The following is a 15,905-nucleotide window of genomic DNA, read 5'->3' as shown; positions in this document are numbered from 1 at the left end:
CCTCGTCGACCCGGTGGACCGTCGCCGGATCGTCAGCAGGCCTACAGCGCGCCCAGCCGGGGCCTTCGTGGCCACGGTCGGGTGTTTGCTGCCGCGGCGGCAATTCTCGGCGTCGTGCTCGTCGCGTACGTCGCGGTTCAGGTGTTCGACAACAAGAACAACGTGGCCAAGCGCCCGACCTGCACGGGTTCGCAGGAGGTCGCGATCTCGGTCACGCCGGAGCTCGAGGCTCCCGTTCGCGCGATCACCAAGCAGATCACCGACGACAAGGCTTCGGTGAACGACATCTGTCTGTCGTTCACGGTCCGCGGCGTCACGTCGATCGAGGTCTTCAACCTGCTCGCGAACGGCGACGACGAGAGCGACACGCCGAACCTGTGGATCCCCGACTCGGAGGCGTGGCTCGGCCGGACCGGCATCCTCGGTGACCGCCTGCTGCCGATGAAGGCGTCGATGGCGCTGTCCCCGCTCGTGGTCGCGACCACGAAGGCGCAGGCCGCGCAGCTGCGGCCGATCGCCGGGAACTGGGCCGACATGACCGCCAAGGGCAAGGTCGCGCTGGCCGACCCGGACAAGTCGATGACCACGCTGCAGGCGCTGCTCGGCATCCGGCGGACGATCCGCGGCGACCGCGTGGAGTCCCGTGAACGCATCGGCCGCACGATCATCGAGCGCGCGCAGGACCGGGTGAAGGACCTGACCGAGGAACTCGGCCGGGCGTCGACCGGGCTGAAGCACGCGGTGCCGACGTCGGAGCAGCAGTTCCTGAAGACTGCCAAGGCCAACCCGGACGCCGACCTGACGGCGATCGTTCCGACGACCGGAACGGTGATGTTCGACTATCCGATCTACGCGGTGATGCTCGGCAACGAGGACGTCGAGCTCGACCCGACGATCGAGGCCGGCAAGACGCTGATCCGGTACGCCGAGAGCGAGGCCGGGAAGAAGGTCCTGCACGACGCCGGCTTCCGCGACTCGGTGTCGAAGACCGTACCGGACCCGAAGGCGGTGAAGCTGCCGCCCGAGCTCAAGCCGGTGCTGGCGCCGACCGACGCCGACGACATCCTGCGTACGTGGGCCGCGGTCACGCTCGACCCGCGCCTGCTCACGGTGGTCGACGTGTCCGGGACGATGGGCAGCAAGGCCGAGGGCAGCGGTTCGACCCGGATCGAGCTCGCCCGCCAGGCCGCGAAGACGGCGCTCACGTACTACCCGAACTCGGCAAAGTTCGGTCTGTGGATCTTCTCCCAGAACCTGGGTCCGAACGACGAGGACTACCGTTCGCTGGTCGAGGTGAACGCGCTGGATCCCGTTCATCGCCAGAACGCCGTGAAGGCGCTGGACGGCCTGCCGCGCCAGGTCGCCGGGAACACCGGCCTCTACGACACCGTGCTGGCTGCGTACCGCTCGGCGAGGCAGAACTTCGAGAGCGGCCGGTCGAACACGATGGTGCTGCTGACCGACGGCAAGGACGACAACGTCTCCAACACGAACCTGGAGACGCTGGTCCGGCAGCTGCGGAACGAGACGACCGCGGACAAGCCGATCCAGGTGATCCTGGTGGGCCTCGGCCCGGACGCCGACATCGGCGTGCTCCGCCAGCTGGCCGACGCGATGGGTGGCCAGGCGTTCAAGGCGCAGAACACCGAGGACATGCAGAGCATCGTCATCGACGCCCTGCTCAGCCGTGAGTGCCGCGGCTCCTGCCGTAGCTGACTCCCACCGGATCGTCGGCCCGTGGTCGGGGTCGACGATCCGGTGACTCCCAAGTAAGGATCCCCTCCGGACGCCACGCCAGACCAGGAGCGCGGTGAACATCCGGTACCGGCCCGGCGATGACAACAGTCGACGGCGCGGCATCCTGAGGGGATCCTTCCTACCAGCCGTTCTTGTGTGCCCGTGCCTCGAATAGAAGGATCCCAGCAGACAGGGCGACGTTGAGCGAGTCCGCCAAGCCGAGCATGGGGATCGAGACGGCCTCGAAGCCCTGCGATCGCCATTCCGGTGGCAGGCCGGAGCCCTCGGAACCGACCACGATCGCCGTGGGGGCGGCCGCGTAGTCGACGGACCGGTAGCTCACGCTCGTCCCCGGATCCGCGAGCAGCACGTGGAAGCCGTGCTCGCGAAGCCAGTCGGCCGACGCCGACACCGTGTCGAACTCGACGACCGGCGTCCGGAGCACCATCCCCCGGCTCGCTGACAGCACCTTCGGGTGGCTGCGGCGGGCCCGGCGGTTGGTGAGGACGAGGCAGTCGGCGCGCGCGGCATCGACCGTACGGATCAGCGTGCCGAGGTTGCCGGCGTACTCGACTCCGTCGGCGACGAGCACGAGCCCGGACCGGCCGAACCGGAACTCCGAGGGCTCCCAGCTGGGGAGCCGGGCGACCGAGAGCAACCCGTCCGGCCGGCCCTGGCGGGTCAGCCGGGCGAGCGCCCGTTCGGAGATCCGGTACGACGCGAGCGCGGTCGTGCTCGTCTCGGCGGCGTACTTCTGGGCCCGTTCGCTCTGCGAGGCTTCCGGGCACCAGAAGAACGACTCGACTACGGCGCCGCTGGTGAGGAGCTGTTCGTGCTCCCAGGCTCCCTCGACGACGATGCGGTCGGGTGTGGAGCGGCCTTCGTTCCTGCGCAGCGTGAGGAGCTCGCGGAAGACAGGGTGCTGAAGGCCGATGTGTAGCAGCGCCATGATGGATGCGCTCCAGGAAGGCATGATGCGGTGAAGAGAAGGCGTGAGGCTGGCGGCGGCCCTTCCTAAGCCGCGGCAACAGCATGTGAGGGTGGGCGTCTCCCGACGGTCACCCAGGCGTGGCAGTGCGGTCTAAACCGCACTAGCCAAGGGTTCTCATCACGGGCGCGATCGTAGGCGGCGCGAGGCCGCCGAGTCATTCGGTTTTCGTGCCCGAGGGAGCAAGATGGGCGGTGTCGACCAACCGTGTCGACCCACCGGAGGGCGCGATGACCACCGTTCGTCCCGCTGGCCTGCACCACGTCACGGCGATAGCGACCGACCCGCAGGCCAACGCCGACTTCTACCTGAACGTGCTCGGCATGCGTTTGGTCAAGCAGACCGTGAACTTCGACGCCCCCGACACCTATCACCTCTACTACGCCGACGAGGTCGGGACGCCCGGCACGATCCTCACGTTCTTCCCGTGGCCGAACGCCAAGCCGGGTGTGCACGGCACCGGGCAGGTCACGCGGACCGCGTTCACGGTGCCGGAGGGCTCGCTCGGCTGGTGGCGGTCGCGGCTGGCCCAGCTCGACATCGCGACGTCGGAGATCGAGGACCGCGGCTCGGAGGTGGCGCTGTCGCTGCACGACCCGGACGGGTTGATCGTCGAGCTGGTCGAGCACGAGGAGGACGGCCGCAGCGTGCCGTGGACGAAGGGGCCGGTGGGTGACTCGTACGCCGTCCGCGCGCTGCACGCGGTGACGCTGACCGAGGACGACCACGAGAAGACGGCCGGGCTGTTCGCCGACGACCTCGGGTTCGGGCTCGTCGAGGAGTCGGGCGACGGGGTGCGGTTCTCCGCCGACGGTGGTTCTGGCGGCTCGGGCGCTCTGGTCGACCTGGTCAGCGACCCGTCGGCGCCACGCGGTCTGGTCGCCGCCGGAACGGTGCACCACATCGCCTGGCGGGCGCCGGACGACGCGGCACAGGAGGTGTGGCGCGACGAGCTCGTCGAGCAGGGGCTGAACGTGACGCAGATCCTCGACCGGAACTACTTCCGTTCGATCTACTTCCGCGAGCCGGGCGGCGTACTGCTGGAGATCGCGACGGATCCGCCGGGGTTCGCGGTGGACGAGCCGCTGCTCGAGCTGGGCCGGCACCTGCGGCTGCCGCCGTGGTTGGAGCCGAACCGCGAGGAGATCCAGCGCAACCTTCCGGCTCTGCACCTTCCGGAGCAGGCATGACCGAGGAGCTGACGGTCGGGCGGAAGCGACCGGGCACCGTCGTGCGCGTACGGGTGCGCGAGGTGAACGGCTCCGACTCGCGGTACCGCGACGACCAGCTGGCGACCGAGGAGCCGCTGGAGATCCGGCTGGCGCAGCCGGGGTCGGAGGCCCGTTCGTTGGTCGTGACGATGCGGACTCCGGGGGCGGACTTCGAGCTCGCGGCAGGGTTTCTGTCGTCGGAGGGGATCATTGCCTCGTCGTCGGACGTACGGCGGGTCGCGTACTGCGTGGATGCGTCGCTGACGCCGGAGCAGCTGTACAACGTGGTCACCGTCGAGCTCACTCGCCCGGCCCAGCACCTGCCCGCGCCCCGGTACGGCGCGGCGACGTCGGCGTGCGGGGTGTGTGGGAAGAAGAGCCTCGACGAGCTGGAGCTGCGCGGGTGCTCGCCGGTTGCTTCGGGGCCGGTGGTGGAGCCGGAAGTCCTGCACACGTTGGCGGATCGGCTTCGCGAGACGCAGAACGTGTTCACGCGTACCGGTGGCCTGCACGGGTCGGGCTTGTTCTCCGCCGACGGCACATTGCTGTGTGCGCGGGAGGACATCGGGAGGCACAACGCGGTGGACAAGCTGGTGGGCTGGGCGCTGCTGAACGACAAGCTGCCGCTCTCCGACACCGTGCTGATGGTGAGCGGGCGTGCGGGCTACGAGATCACCCAGAAGGCCCTCGCCGCCGGCATCCCCTTCATCGCCGCGGTGGGGGCGCCTTCCAGCCTCGCCGTCGACCTCGCCAAGCGCTTCGGCATGACCCTCGCCGGCTTCGTCCGCAACGAACGCTTCGTCCTCTACTCCCACCCCGAACGCGTCGCGCTGGACTAGGCAGAACTAGAAGTGGATGACCTTGGCGTTCGGGACCCAGGCGTAGCGGTCGGGGACCGAGGTCAGCAGCAGGACTTGGGAGGACTCGCCGACCTTGGCGAGCAGGGAGCCCATGGACTTGAGGCGGCTGGGGTCGGACCAGCCCAGGGCGTCGTCGAGGATCACCGGGACGCCGGTGCCGTCGGTCGCGGTCAGGCCGGCGATCGCCAAGCGGACCAGGATGGCCAGCTGTTCGCGGGCGCCGGTGGACAGTGAGGTCACGGGGAGCTGGACGCCCTCGATCTGGCGGTAGGCGACCTCGAGCTCCTCCCCCAGCGTCACCGAGAACGTCGGGCCGTACAGCTCCCGGCCGAGCGACTCCACCTGGTCGCGCAAGGGCGCGGCGAACCGGCGACGCGTGTCGGCGCGGTGCCGGGCGAGCGTCTCGGAGAGCCGTCGGGCGGCGAGCGCACGGCGCTCGATCACCGAACGGCGCGCGGCTGCCTGGGCCAGCTCGGCCTGCAGCCGGTCTCGCTCCGACGCCAGGCCCTGCGCGCCGGCCATCTCCAGCCGGCCTTCGATCCGCCGCAGCTCGCCGTGCAGTTCTTCGGCCTCCTCGGCCAGTTGGTCGCGCAACTCCACCGCCGCGGCGAGCTCGGCCACCACGCGTTCGGCGCCGCTCGCCGCGAGTGCGGCCTCGGCCTTGCCGCACGACGCGTTCGCCTCCGCGAGCGTAGCTGTCGCCGATCGTACGAGCTCGGTGACCACGGCGTCGGTCTGCGCATCACGAGCCGTGGCGAGGGCGGCGACGGCGTCGTCGCGCCGTTCGTTCTCCTGCTCGGCTCGTACCCGCGTCGCCGTCGCGTTGCTGCTTGCGGTCTCGAACGCCTTACGGGCTTGGGATTCCTCACTCTCGGCCACCGCGAGCACCTTGGCCGCGTCGGCCTCGACGGTGCGCGCCGCGCCGAGATCGGTCCGCAGGTCGTCGAGCTCAAGCGGCAGCATGCCGTCGAACTCCGCCGACTCCTCCAGTCGCGCCGCAAGCTGGGCTTGACGCGCGATCAGGTGCTCGATCGTCGAGCCGCGCAGCCGCTCGGCGAGCCGCTTCCGCGCCGCCTGCAGGTCTCGTACGGCGGACGCCCTCTTCTTCGCCGTCGCCCGGACCGTCTCGACGTCGGCGCAGTCGAGGTCGGCGAGGACGGCTCGTTCGGCCTGCTCCGCCGACGACAACGCGGCGGCGAGCCCGGCGACGCCGTCTCCGGGGCTGATCCGCACCTCGACCACGCCATCGACAGCGACGGTCACCGTGCGGTCGACCGTGATCGAACGTTCCGACGTCACCTTGTCCGGACCCACTACGACGTCGGCCGCGCCGAGCCGCTGGATCTCGACCTTCGGGGCGCCGGCCGTCAACGCCGAACGTGCCACCAACACCGCACGATGCGCGGACTCGGCCCGCTCCAGGCAGCGCTCGTCGACCGGATTCTGCTCGAGCATGTCGTTCGCGGCGCGCTCGGCCGCGTAGGCCTCCTGCACGGCGGTGAGCGTCGCGTCCAGCTCGGCCAGGTCGGCGCGGTCGCGCTGCCGGGACACCTGGCGGTCGAGCTCGTCGGCGTCGGCGCGGGCGGCCGCGTGCTTCTCGCGCGCCTTGCGGAGGGCCGAACTCGCCTTGTCCAGCTCGCGTTCCGCCGTCTTGAGCGTGGCCGCGGCCTCGCGTGCCTGCACGGTCGCGCCCGCCACGGCCTTCGCGCGCTGGTCCGCGGCCTTCACCAGGACGACTCGGCGCTCGGCCAACCCGGTCGCGGCGGCGTGGCGTTCGGAGGCCAGCTCGACCGCCGTCCGCGCCAGCTCGGCGGCCGTCACCAGGTCCGCGGTCTGCTGCCGGCGCTTGTCCAGGTCGGCGACCGTCGCGGCGTGGTCGGAGATGCGGTGCAGGAGCGCGGCTCGTTCCCGCGCGAGTCGCTGGGCTCGTTCGACGTCCTGCTCGACCTCCGCGAGCCGCGCGTCGGCGGTCGCGGCCACTCGTTCGGCGTCAGTGTGCGCGACGATCACCGCCGCGTACTCCCCCGTCGTGCGGCCGAGCCGGGTGAAGTAGCGGAGATACTCCCGCTGCACGGCCTCGACCAGCGGCACCGACGCGCCGTGGTCGACCTCGCCGCCGGCCGCCTCGTCCAACGCGGTGAGAACGGGCGCCACGTTGCCCGCGACCGGAGCGACGAGCGCGTCGCCCTGGCCGACGACCAACGCATTCCACAGCGTGGCGTCGACGTGCTGGGTGAACAACCGGTGCGCCTCGTCGTGCGCTTCGCGGCCGATCCAGGTGTGGCTGCCCGGTTGCACCGACAGCTCGGTGGCGCGCTGCCGGAACCAGCGCTTGCGGTAGCGCATGCGTGCCGACCCGAGCGACAGGTCCGCCTCGACCTCGGTGCCGACGTCGCGACCCACCGGCTGAACGACCCGCAGCCGGGTGGCCTTGGAGTCGTCGGGCAGGTCGAACAGCAGGGCCAACGCCTCGAGCAGGCTCGACTTGCCGGTCTCGTTGTTGCCGACGACGACGGTCACGCCGGTGTCGGCGAGGGTCAGCTCGCGGCGTTCGACCCCGCGGAAGTCACTCAGCGCCAGCCGGTGCAGCCTCATGCGACACCGCCCACCAGCCGATGGAACAGCGCGAGGGCGTCCGCGGCCTCGGCATCGCCGTTGCCGGTGGCGATGCGCAGCTCGTCCAGCGCCGCGCGCGAAGGGCCGGTGACGCCGAGCCGGTCGAGCGCGAGGTCGTCGGGGCGGATCGTCACGTCCCACCGCTTCGGCCACCGCTGCACCGCGGCGTACACCTCGTCCTGCGCGTCGACGAGCATGTCGAGCCGCGCCATGCCGGTGACCGAGAGGCTGCCGCGGACGCCGAGGCGGACGTACGTACGGGCCTTGTCCGGCTGGTCGCCGAACCAGTTCGCGAGCGCCTCGAGCCCCTCGCCGTCGTCGACCTCGACGACGTGCGAGTGCATCCGCCAGGTGCCGATCGGGATGGGTTGGACGTCGCAGCTGTCGTCGGTGAGGCGGACGCGGAGCACCTGGCCGGGCAGCTCTTCCTCGGGTCGCGTGACCTCGGGCGTCCCGGCGTACCAGATCCGCCCCGTGTCGCCGACCGACGTGACCGAGTGCCGGTCGCCGAGCGCGACATAGTCGACGCGGCGTTCCTTGACGGCTCGCTCGACCTTGTCGAGGTCGACGAGCTCGCCGTCGACCACCCCGGGCACGAGCCCGTCGAACCGCCCGTGGCCGACCAGGACGCGCAGGTTGTCGTTCGGCGGTGGCAGCGCGGCGGCCGGCTCGCCGACCGGGTCCTCCTCGGGCCGCCGGCTCCGCCAGGGCGCGCCGATCACCTCCACGCCCGGGACCGGAGTCCGCGGCCGCGCGTCGGTGAGCACCTCGACATGACTGGGCAGCGCCTGGGTCAGGGCGGGGCTGGTCCAGACCGAGCCCGGCTCGAGCGAGTCGTGGTTGCCGGGCAGCAGGAAGACCGGACAAGTAATCGCCCGCAGCGCCTCCCCGGCGCGACGAACGATCTGCCGGTCGACCTGGTTGGCCTCGAACACGTCGCCGGACACGACGACGAACGCCGCGTCGGTCTCGGTCGCGACCCGCCCGATCCGTTCGATCGCGTCGATCCGAGCCTGGCCGAACCTCGCCTGCGCCTCTGGACCCAGGAAGCGGCGAAGCATCCCGAGCTGCCAGTCGGCCGAGTGCAGAAAGGTGACTGCCATGGTTCCTCGCACGCTAACCGAGCGGACCGACAGGACCTCGGTGCCACGCCCAGTGGGCGTCGCAGTTACTCATCTCGGAGCTCCTTCCGGCGGTTTCATGGGCCTCAAGACTCGCCGGTGGGAGTGGCGAACGAGGGACGGGGAGCGCAACCTGTGGACAACTCGCCAAGCCAGCCACCTGTGGACGAAGCGCGGTCTCGCCGTGATCATGAACGTGATCATGAAGCCAAACCCGGCGAATACGACCGGTCAGGCTTCATGATCACGTTCATGATCACCGGCTGGGGCGGCGGCGGGCGCGGTTTTGAATGAAGGGCACCTTCATTCAATAGGTTCGAATGAAGGTGCCCTTCATTCAAACGACGGGGAGCGCGCACGGTGGGTGAGTCGTGCAGGTTGTAGGCAGCGATCAGCTGATCCCGCATCGTGACATTGCCCATGAAGGGGGCGTTCCCACCCCTGCGAGCACCCTCGGAACGCCCCCTTCAGGGGCAAAGTGGATGACGCATGAGGGCAGCGGGGCAGCTCAGCCGCCGGTGGAGGGAGTGCGTTGGATGAAGGTGCCCTTCATCCAAACAGCGGGAGGGGTGGCGAAGGGGATGGGGCGCGGCAGAGCTGGGTGCGCCAGCTGGTCGACGGGGAGCGCTGTCGCCAGGGAGCTGGCAGGGAGTCGATCAGGCGCCACGTCGATCTCGTCCATGCGCCTTTCCGGTCGCGGCGGAGCTAGTCAAGGGCCGCAAAGCGGTCGCGAAGCGACGCCTCTCTCCCGCGCGAAGCGCCACCTAGAGAGGCGCCCTTTACTCGCTCCGCCGCGACCGGACACTGGCGGACGAGATGACGAGGCGGAGCACCCACACCCCGCAGAGCGCGCTGACGGACCCGCTAGCCGGACAGCTCCATCGCGAGGACAGTGAGCCTCGCCCGGTCGGGAGGGGCCTCCACGCCCCGGAGCGTGGCCGCGGCGGATGAAGCAGGTAACAGCTGGGGAGGATCGAGGCATGTCCAGTCTCGTACCGGTCACTCATCACACCATCGACGTCGATGGCATCGAGATCTTCTACCGCCAAGCCGGCCCACCAGACGCACCAGTAGTGCTCCTCCCCCACGGCTATCCGTCGTCGTCGTTCCAGTACCGCATGTTCATGCGCGCCCTAGGCGACCGCTACCACCTCATCGCCCCCGACTACCCGGGCTTCGGCTACAGCGAAGCGCCGCCGCGCGACACCTTCACCTACTCCTTCCAGGCCTACGCCGACGGACTCGAGCGCTTCACCGAGGTCCTCAGCATCGACAAATACACCCTCTACATCTTCGACTACGGCTCAGACGTCGGCTTCGACCTCGCCGCCAGACACCCCGAACGCATCGACGCGCTGATCATCCAGAACGGCGACCTGTACGAAGACGCGCTCGGCCCGAAGTACCAAGCCCTCAAGGAGCTCTGGGCAGACCCCACCGAGGACAAGCGCGCACAGCTCAGGGAGAACGTCACGTTCGAAGGCCTCAAAGAAGAAGTCCTCGGCGAGGTCGCACCAGACATCGCGCAACGCATCAGCCCCGACCTGTGGCAGCTCTCCTGGCCGATCCTCGAACGCAACCGCGAAGCCATGGTCGACCTCTTCCTCGACCTCGGCGAGAGCATCAAGCGCTACCCCGCCTACCGAGCAGCCCTCCGCAAGCTCCAGCCGCCGACGCTGATCATCTGGGGCCCGAACGACGGCTACATGCCGGCAAACTCAGGCCGCGCCTACCTCCAAGACCTCCCCAACGCCGAGTTCCACCTGCTTCCCGACGCCGGGCACTGGGCGATCGAGACGCACCTGGCCGAGATCGTCGACCTGACCCGCGACTTCCTCGGCCGCTTGCACCGATAGGCGAGGATCGGTGCATGTCGACCGAACTCACCGCCGAGCTCCTGACCAGCCTGTGGATCCCGCAGTCCATCGACCTGTCCCCCGACGCCACCCGAGTCGCCTGGAGCGCGGGCCCGTTCGGCAAGGAGGACGAGCACCACGAGGCCGCGATCTTCGTCGCGGACGTCGGGGTCGCGGGGTCGGGGCGGCGCTGGACGTACGGCGGCGCCGACCGCATTCCGTGCTGGTCGCCCGACGGGACGCGGCTCGCGTTCCTCTCCGACCGCAAGGAGCGCGGCACGAACGGCCTGTACGTCATGTCCGCCGACGGCGGCGAGGCGCGCCCCATCGTGGTGCGCAAGAAGAGTATGGAGACGTACGCCTGGTCCCCGGACGGGACGCGGATCGCGTTCCTCGCGCCGAGCGAGCCCGACGAGGAGGACGAGCGCCGCGAGAAGGAGCGGGACGACCCGGCGGTGTACGGCGAGCGCCTGCCGTTCCGGCGCCTCTGGCTCGTCGACGTCGAGAGCGGCGAGGTCACCGAGGTCGCGACCGGCGAGGTCCACGTCGACGGGATCGCCTGGTCGGCGAGCGGGACGAAGCTCGCCTACATCGCGCGAACGAACCCCGAACTCGACCACACCGGCACCAACGCGCTGTACGTCATCGCCCTCGACGGCGGCGAGCCCGAACGCCTCTGCCCGGCAGCTTGGGCGAGCACGATCAGCTGGAACGACGACGCCGAGCCCATCGTGTTCACCACTTACCACAAGGCCTCGGTGCTGGGCGGTCTCACGGTTCACGCGGTCGACCCGAAGGGCGGCGAGCCGCGGATCATCGGCTCGAGCACCGACGACCCGTTCTGCACCGTCCTCGCCACCGCCATCCCCGGCGAACGGCGCGCGCTCGTCCTCGTCGCGGAAGGTCTCGACACCCGCCTCGAATGGCGCGACCCAACGACCGGCGACGCCGAGCCCATCACCGAACTGGACTCGTTCCCGAACGGCACCGCCGCCCGGGTGACCGACGACGGCATCGTGCTCGCGATCGCCAGCGGCCACGAGGTACGCACAGGCCGGCCCGGAGCACTCGAGCTGGTCAGCGACCACCACGAGCCGGTCGCCGACGTGGCCGTCGGAGCGTTGGAGAACTTCACCTGGCGCTCCGCCGACGGCCTGGAGCTGGACGGCATCCTGATCCGGCCCACGAACGCCGGCGACGGCCCGTACCCGCTGATCGTCGTCCCCCACGGCGGCCCGTACGGTCGCGTCGACCGGAGCGAGATCCTCGGCTGGTGGACCTGGGGACAGTGGCTCTCCACGATCGGCTACGCGGCCCTGATGCCCAACTACCGTGGCGGAATGGGCCACGGCCACGCGTTCGCGGAGCTCGCTCGCAACGGCGTCGGCGGTGACGAGTTCGGCGACGTGATGGCGGCCGTCGACGCCGCGATCGAGCGCGGCATCGCCGACCCGGACCGGCTCGCGATCGGCGGTTGGAGTCAGGGCGGCTTCCTGACCGCATGGGCCGTGACGCAGACGGATCGGTTCAAGGCCGGGATCATGGGCGCGGGCGTCAGCGACTGGGGCGGCATGGTCCTGCAGGGTGACATCGGCGGGATCGAGGCCGAGTTCTGCGGCGACCGTCCGTGGGACGGTCCGGGTCCGCACGAGGCGGCGAAGAAGTCGCCGATCTCGTACGCCAAGAACGTCACCACCCCCCTGCTGATCCTGCATGGAGAGAAGGACGCCCGCGTGCCGCTCCCCCAGGCGACCGGTTTCCAACGCGCGCTGAAGGACCACGACGCGACCGTCCGGTTCGTCACGTACCCGCGCGAGGGCCACGGCATCGTCGAAGCCAAGCACCAGCGGCACCTCCTCGCCGAGGTCCGCGCCTGGATCGAGAAGTACGTCTAGTGCTGACCGCTGAGCAGGTCGCCGGCCTCTGGCTGCCGACCGAGGTCCACCTGTCCCCCGATGGCTCGCGCGTCGCCTGGGGCGCGGCCCCGATCGGCAAGCCGGACGAACGCGGTGAGGCCGCGATCTTCGTCGCCGCTGTCGACGGCTCCACGCCGCCGCGTCGCTGGACGTACGGCGGCGTGGACCTCCAACCCCGCTGGTCGCCCGACGGCGAGCAGCTCGCGTTCCTGTCAGATCGCAAGGAGCACAGCAAGAACGGCCTCTACCTCATGTCCGCGAACGGCGGCGAGGCACGGCCGTTCGTCGTGCGGAAGAAGAGTGTCGAGGCGTACGAGTGGTCGCCGGACGGCACACGCATCGCCTTCCTCGGTGTCGCCGAACCCGACGAGGAGGACGAGCGCAGGGAGAAGGAGCGCGACGACCCGGCGGTGTACGGCGAACGCCAACCGTTCCGGCGCCTCTGGCTCGTCGACGTCGCCTCCGGCGACGTGACCCAGCTCCCGACCGGTGACGTCCACGTCGCCGCTCTCACCTGGTCGCCGGACGGTACGCGGCTCGCCTACACCGCCTCGGCGACGACGACGGGCGTGCTGGGCGACGGCACCCTGAGCACCGTCTACGTCTGCCCGATCGAAGGCGGCGAGTCTCAGCGCCTCTGCACGGCGGCCGACGCCAGCACGGTCGCCTGGCCGTCCGAGGGGTCCCGGCTCGCGTTCGCCGCCGAGCACGAGCGGATTCCGCAAGCAGGCTCGACCGTGTGGGCGGTCGATCTCGAGGGCGGCGAACCCGTCGTGATCGGGTCGCAGCAGTCCGACCCGTACTGCAGCACGCTCGCGACCAGTGCCGTACCCGGCGAACGGCGCGTGCTCGTGATCGTCGCCGGAGGACTCGGCACGCGGTTGGAGTGGCGCGACCTCGGGACCGGCGTGGTGGAGGTCGTCACCGAGCTGCCGGACAACCCGTGGTGGGTCGCCGCGCGCCAGACGCCGAACGGTCCGGTGATCGCCTACAGCTGCCCGACCAGCGACCGTACCCGCGAGGTGTGGGCCGGCCCGCCCGGCGCGGTCCGCCGCATCAGCTCGCACGGCGACTCGTTGGACGGTGTGGCGCTCGCTTCGGTCGAGGAGTTCCGCTGGCGTACGCACGACGAGTGGGAGCTCGACGGCATCCTGCTCCGGCCGCCGAACGCCGGCAACGACCCGCTGCCCACGGTCGTGATCCCGCACGGCGGTCCATACACCCGGCGCGGCCCGTCACTGCAGTTGGAGAACGCGATGGGCTGGGGCCAGTGGTTGGCGACGGCCGGGTACGCGGTGCTGATGCCCAACTTCCGTGGCGGATTCGGCCGCGGCCACACGTTCGCGGCGACGGTCCGCGGCGACATCTGCGGTGCCGACTACGGCGACGTCATCGCCGCGGTGGATGTCGCCGTCGAACGTGGCATCGCCGATCCGGATCGGCTCGCGATCTGCGGGTGGAGCGGCGGCGGCATGCTGACCGCCTGGGCGGTCTCGCATACCGACCGGTTCAAGGCCGCGATCGTCGGCGCCGGCGTGACCGACTGGGCGGGCATGGTTCGGGAGTGCGACATCCCGACGTTCTCCGCCACGCTCGGCGGCGACCGGCCGTGGGACGGGCCGGGGCCGCACGAGACGGCCGTACGGTCGGCGATCTCGTATGCGAAGAACGTGTCGACGCCGGTGCTGATCGTGCACGGGGAGAGCGACGTCCGCGTGCCCGTCTCGCAGGGGATCGGCTTCCACCGGGCGCTGCTCGACCACGACGCCACTGTGCGATTGGTCACCTATCCGCGGGAGGGCCACGCGATCGCCGAGGCCGCGCACCAGCGGCACCTGCTCGCCGAGGTCCGCGCCTGGATCACCAAGTACGTCTGAACGCTCGAGCTGACCGGGAGCGGCTGGCCGGTTGAGGACCGCTCCTGGGATTCTTCTCTCATGCCTGAGCCCCGAGCCGTCGCGGTGGTCGACATCGACGGCGTCCTCGCCGACGTCACCCACCGACTACATCACGTAGCGAAACGCCCGAAGAACTGGGACGCGTTCTTTGCCGCAGCTGTCGACGATCCGCTCCTTCCCGAGGGGCTCGCGGTCGCGCGAGAGCTGGCGGAACGGTACGACGTGACCTATTTGTCCGGGCGGCCGGAACACTGTCGCCGCGACACCGAGAAGTGGTTTTCCACCCACGGAATCCCGGCCGGAGAACTGTTGCTGCGACGGCCGAACGACCGTCGCCCAGCGCGCATAACAAAGGTCGAAATTCTCAAGAGAATCGCCGCGACACGCCGAGTCGCACTGCTCGTCGACGACGATTTTGAGGTGTGTTCGGCCGCCCGCGCGCAGGGTTTCACAGTGCTCGAGGCGACCTGGGGAAAGCCGTCGAACACCCAGGACGACCCCGGTCAAATCGGACTATTCGACGCGCTCAGTGATGCTCAGGAACGAGACGGACGGACGTGACCCCGCTATCCACATGCCCGATCCCCCCGGTTGTTAACGAAAAGGTCACGACGTAGAGTCTGTCCGGTCGCGCCTCGGAGGTGGCGCGATTGTGGCCCGTCTCGCCGAACTCCGCCCGGCGGACCACAACCTACGAGTACATGCAGGGCGGAGACGGAGGACCCACCACCGGGCCCCCATTAGTGGGAGTCCTTGGGGTGAAGCCACCTACGGGTGGCCGGGCACACCTCTCGCCCGAATCCGACAGCTGACTCCGCAGGCGCCGAGAGGATCGGATCAGCATGCCCTATAAGGGGAAGCACCGCGGCGCAAGCCGTTCGAAACAGACCGCCAAGCGCATCACCACCGTCGCCGCCGTCAGCGGCGTCGCAGTCGCCGTGCCCGTGATGGGGATGGCACTGCCGGCAGAAGCAGCGAGCCTCAAGACCTGGGAGCGGCTCGCGCAGTGCGAGAGTGGTGGCGACTGGCACATCAACACCGGCAACGGGTTCTACGGTGGCCTGCAGTTCACCAAGGGAACCTGGCGTGCGTTCGGCGGAACGAAGTACGCCTCGCGCGCCGACAAGGCGACGAAGATGCAGCAGATCGCGATCGCCGAGAAGACCCTCGCTGGGCAGGGCTGGGGCGCATGGCCCGCCTGCTCGCGCAAGTTGGGCCTCGGCCGCAGCGACAAGGGCGGTGACCCGGGTGCGCCCGAGACGCCCAAGAAGAAGAGCAGCGACTCCAGCGAGAAGAAGAACGACGACCGCGAGAAGTCCAGCAAGCGGACCTCGCGTTCGACGGAGCGCAAGTCGAGCAGCTCCGAGGAGAAGTCGACCCGCACGGTGCGTACGTCCCCGGCGAACCGCAAGGCCGCCGCAGGTGCGAGCTACGTGGTCAAGGGCGGCGACACGCTGTCCAAGATCGCGCGTGCGAACAAGGTCACGGGCGGTTGGCAGCAGCTCGCGAAGCTCAACAAGAGCCTCGTGGGTGGCAACCCCGACCTCATCTTCCCAGGTGAGAAGCTCCTCCTCGGCTGATCCGGCCCTCTTGAAGTAACAACGAAGCCCCGCCCGACCCCTCCGGGCGGGGTTTCGTCGTGTCCAGGCTGCTTGCTCGCCGGCGCCCCGGGAGTTGTTGGACAGATGTCGGGATAGAGGCC

General features: G+C 69.9%; 12 protein-coding genes and 1 riboswitch. Of the genes, 9 read left to right on the top strand and 3 right to left on the bottom strand.

What is annotated here, in order from left to right:
• Positions 1 to 81 precede the first annotated feature (81 nt).
• Entirely contained in the window at positions 82 to 1,716 is a 1,635-nt protein-coding gene (locus tag JOD67_RS23525; RefSeq protein WP_205119864.1) for a VWA domain-containing protein, read from the top strand.
• A 160-nt stretch (positions 1,717 to 1,876) separates the two neighbouring features.
• Here JOD67_RS23525 and JOD67_RS23520 read toward each other — a convergent pair whose 3' ends face one another.
• Positions 1,877 to 2,686: a TrmH family RNA methyltransferase gene (locus JOD67_RS23520; RefSeq protein WP_205119863.1), complete on the bottom strand. Its 810-nt coding sequence runs from the start codon at positions 2,684 to 2,686 to the stop codon at positions 1,877 to 1,879.
• A gap of 233 nt (positions 2,687 to 2,919) precedes the next feature.
• On the opposite strand from JOD67_RS23520, the gene JOD67_RS23515 reads away from it, so the two are divergent.
• Complete coding sequence (locus JOD67_RS23515; protein WP_307782519.1) at positions 2,920 to 3,915, top strand: ring-cleaving dioxygenase; 996 nt, start codon at positions 2,920 to 2,922, stop codon at positions 3,913 to 3,915.
• The gene (gene fdhD, locus JOD67_RS23510) at positions 3,912 to 4,775 is read left to right on the top strand and encodes a formate dehydrogenase accessory sulfurtransferase FdhD (RefSeq protein WP_205119862.1); all 864 of its coding nucleotides are present in this window, start codon (positions 3,912 to 3,914) and stop codon (positions 4,773 to 4,775) included. The genes JOD67_RS23515 and fdhD overlap by 4 nt, the downstream gene beginning before the upstream one ends.
• Positions 4,776 to 4,781: 6 nt before the next feature.
• Here the strand turns inward: fdhD and JOD67_RS23505 are convergent, their stop codons facing one another.
• Positions 4,782 to 7,391: an AAA family ATPase gene (locus tag JOD67_RS23505; RefSeq protein ID WP_205119861.1), complete on the bottom strand. Its 2,610-nt coding sequence runs from the start codon at positions 7,389 to 7,391 to the stop codon at positions 4,782 to 4,784.
• The gene (locus tag JOD67_RS23500; protein ID WP_205119860.1) at positions 7,388 to 8,515 is read right to left on the bottom strand and encodes a metallophosphoesterase family protein; all 1,128 of its coding nucleotides are present in this window, start codon (positions 8,513 to 8,515) and stop codon (positions 7,388 to 7,390) included. Before JOD67_RS23500 ends, JOD67_RS23505 begins: the two co-directional genes overlap by 4 nt.
• A gap of 153 nt (positions 8,516 to 8,668) precedes the next feature.
• Here JOD67_RS23500 and JOD67_RS23495 point away from each other — a divergent pair, with 153 nt between their 5' ends.
• The 6 genes from JOD67_RS23495 to JOD67_RS41310 all read left to right on the top strand — a co-directional run bounded on the left by JOD67_RS23495 (position 8,669) and on the right by JOD67_RS41310 (position 15,783).
• A complete protein-coding gene (locus JOD67_RS23495; protein WP_205119859.1) occupies positions 8,669 to 8,827 on the top strand; it encodes a hypothetical protein in 159 nt (52 codons plus the stop codon).
• Between the two features lie 686 nt (positions 8,828 to 9,513).
• Positions 9,514 to 10,389, top strand: a complete 876-nt coding sequence (locus tag JOD67_RS23490) for an alpha/beta fold hydrolase (protein ID WP_205119858.1) — start codon at positions 9,514 to 9,516, stop codon at positions 10,387 to 10,389.
• A 14-nt stretch (positions 10,390 to 10,403) separates the two neighbouring features.
• Positions 10,404 to 12,284, top strand: coding sequence for a S9 family peptidase (locus tag JOD67_RS23485; RefSeq protein WP_205119857.1), 1,881 nt, complete (start codon positions 10,404 to 10,406; stop codon positions 12,282 to 12,284).
• Positions 12,284 to 14,182 carry a S9 family peptidase gene (locus JOD67_RS23480; RefSeq protein ID WP_205119856.1) on the top strand — a complete coding sequence of 633 codons (1,899 nt, stop codon included), beginning with the start codon at positions 12,284 to 12,286 and terminating at the stop codon, positions 14,180 to 14,182. Before JOD67_RS23485 ends, JOD67_RS23480 begins: the two co-directional genes overlap by 1 nt.
• Positions 14,183 to 14,266: 84 nt before the next feature.
• Positions 14,267 to 14,764, top strand: coding sequence for a phosphatase domain-containing protein (locus JOD67_RS23475; RefSeq protein ID WP_205119855.1), 498 nt, complete (start codon positions 14,267 to 14,269; stop codon positions 14,762 to 14,764).
• 99 nt (positions 14,765 to 14,863) lie between these two features.
• Positions 14,864 to 15,038, top strand: a riboswitch (cyclic di-AMP (ydaO/yuaA leader).
• 7 nt (positions 15,039 to 15,045) lie between these two features.
• The gene (locus JOD67_RS41310; RefSeq protein ID WP_205119854.1) at positions 15,046 to 15,783 is read left to right on the top strand and encodes a LysM peptidoglycan-binding domain-containing protein; all 738 of its coding nucleotides are present in this window, start codon (positions 15,046 to 15,048) and stop codon (positions 15,781 to 15,783) included.
• Positions 15,784 to 15,905 lie beyond the last annotated feature (122 nt).

Origin of the sequence: Tenggerimyces flavus, assembly GCF_016907715.1 — a bacterium.
Taxonomy (GTDB): domain Bacteria; phylum Actinomycetota; class Actinomycetes; order Propionibacteriales; family Actinopolymorphaceae; genus Tenggerimyces; species Tenggerimyces flavus.
The sequence above is the reverse complement of the archived record's forward strand: the minus strand, read 5'-3'. Positions and strand labels throughout refer to the sequence as shown.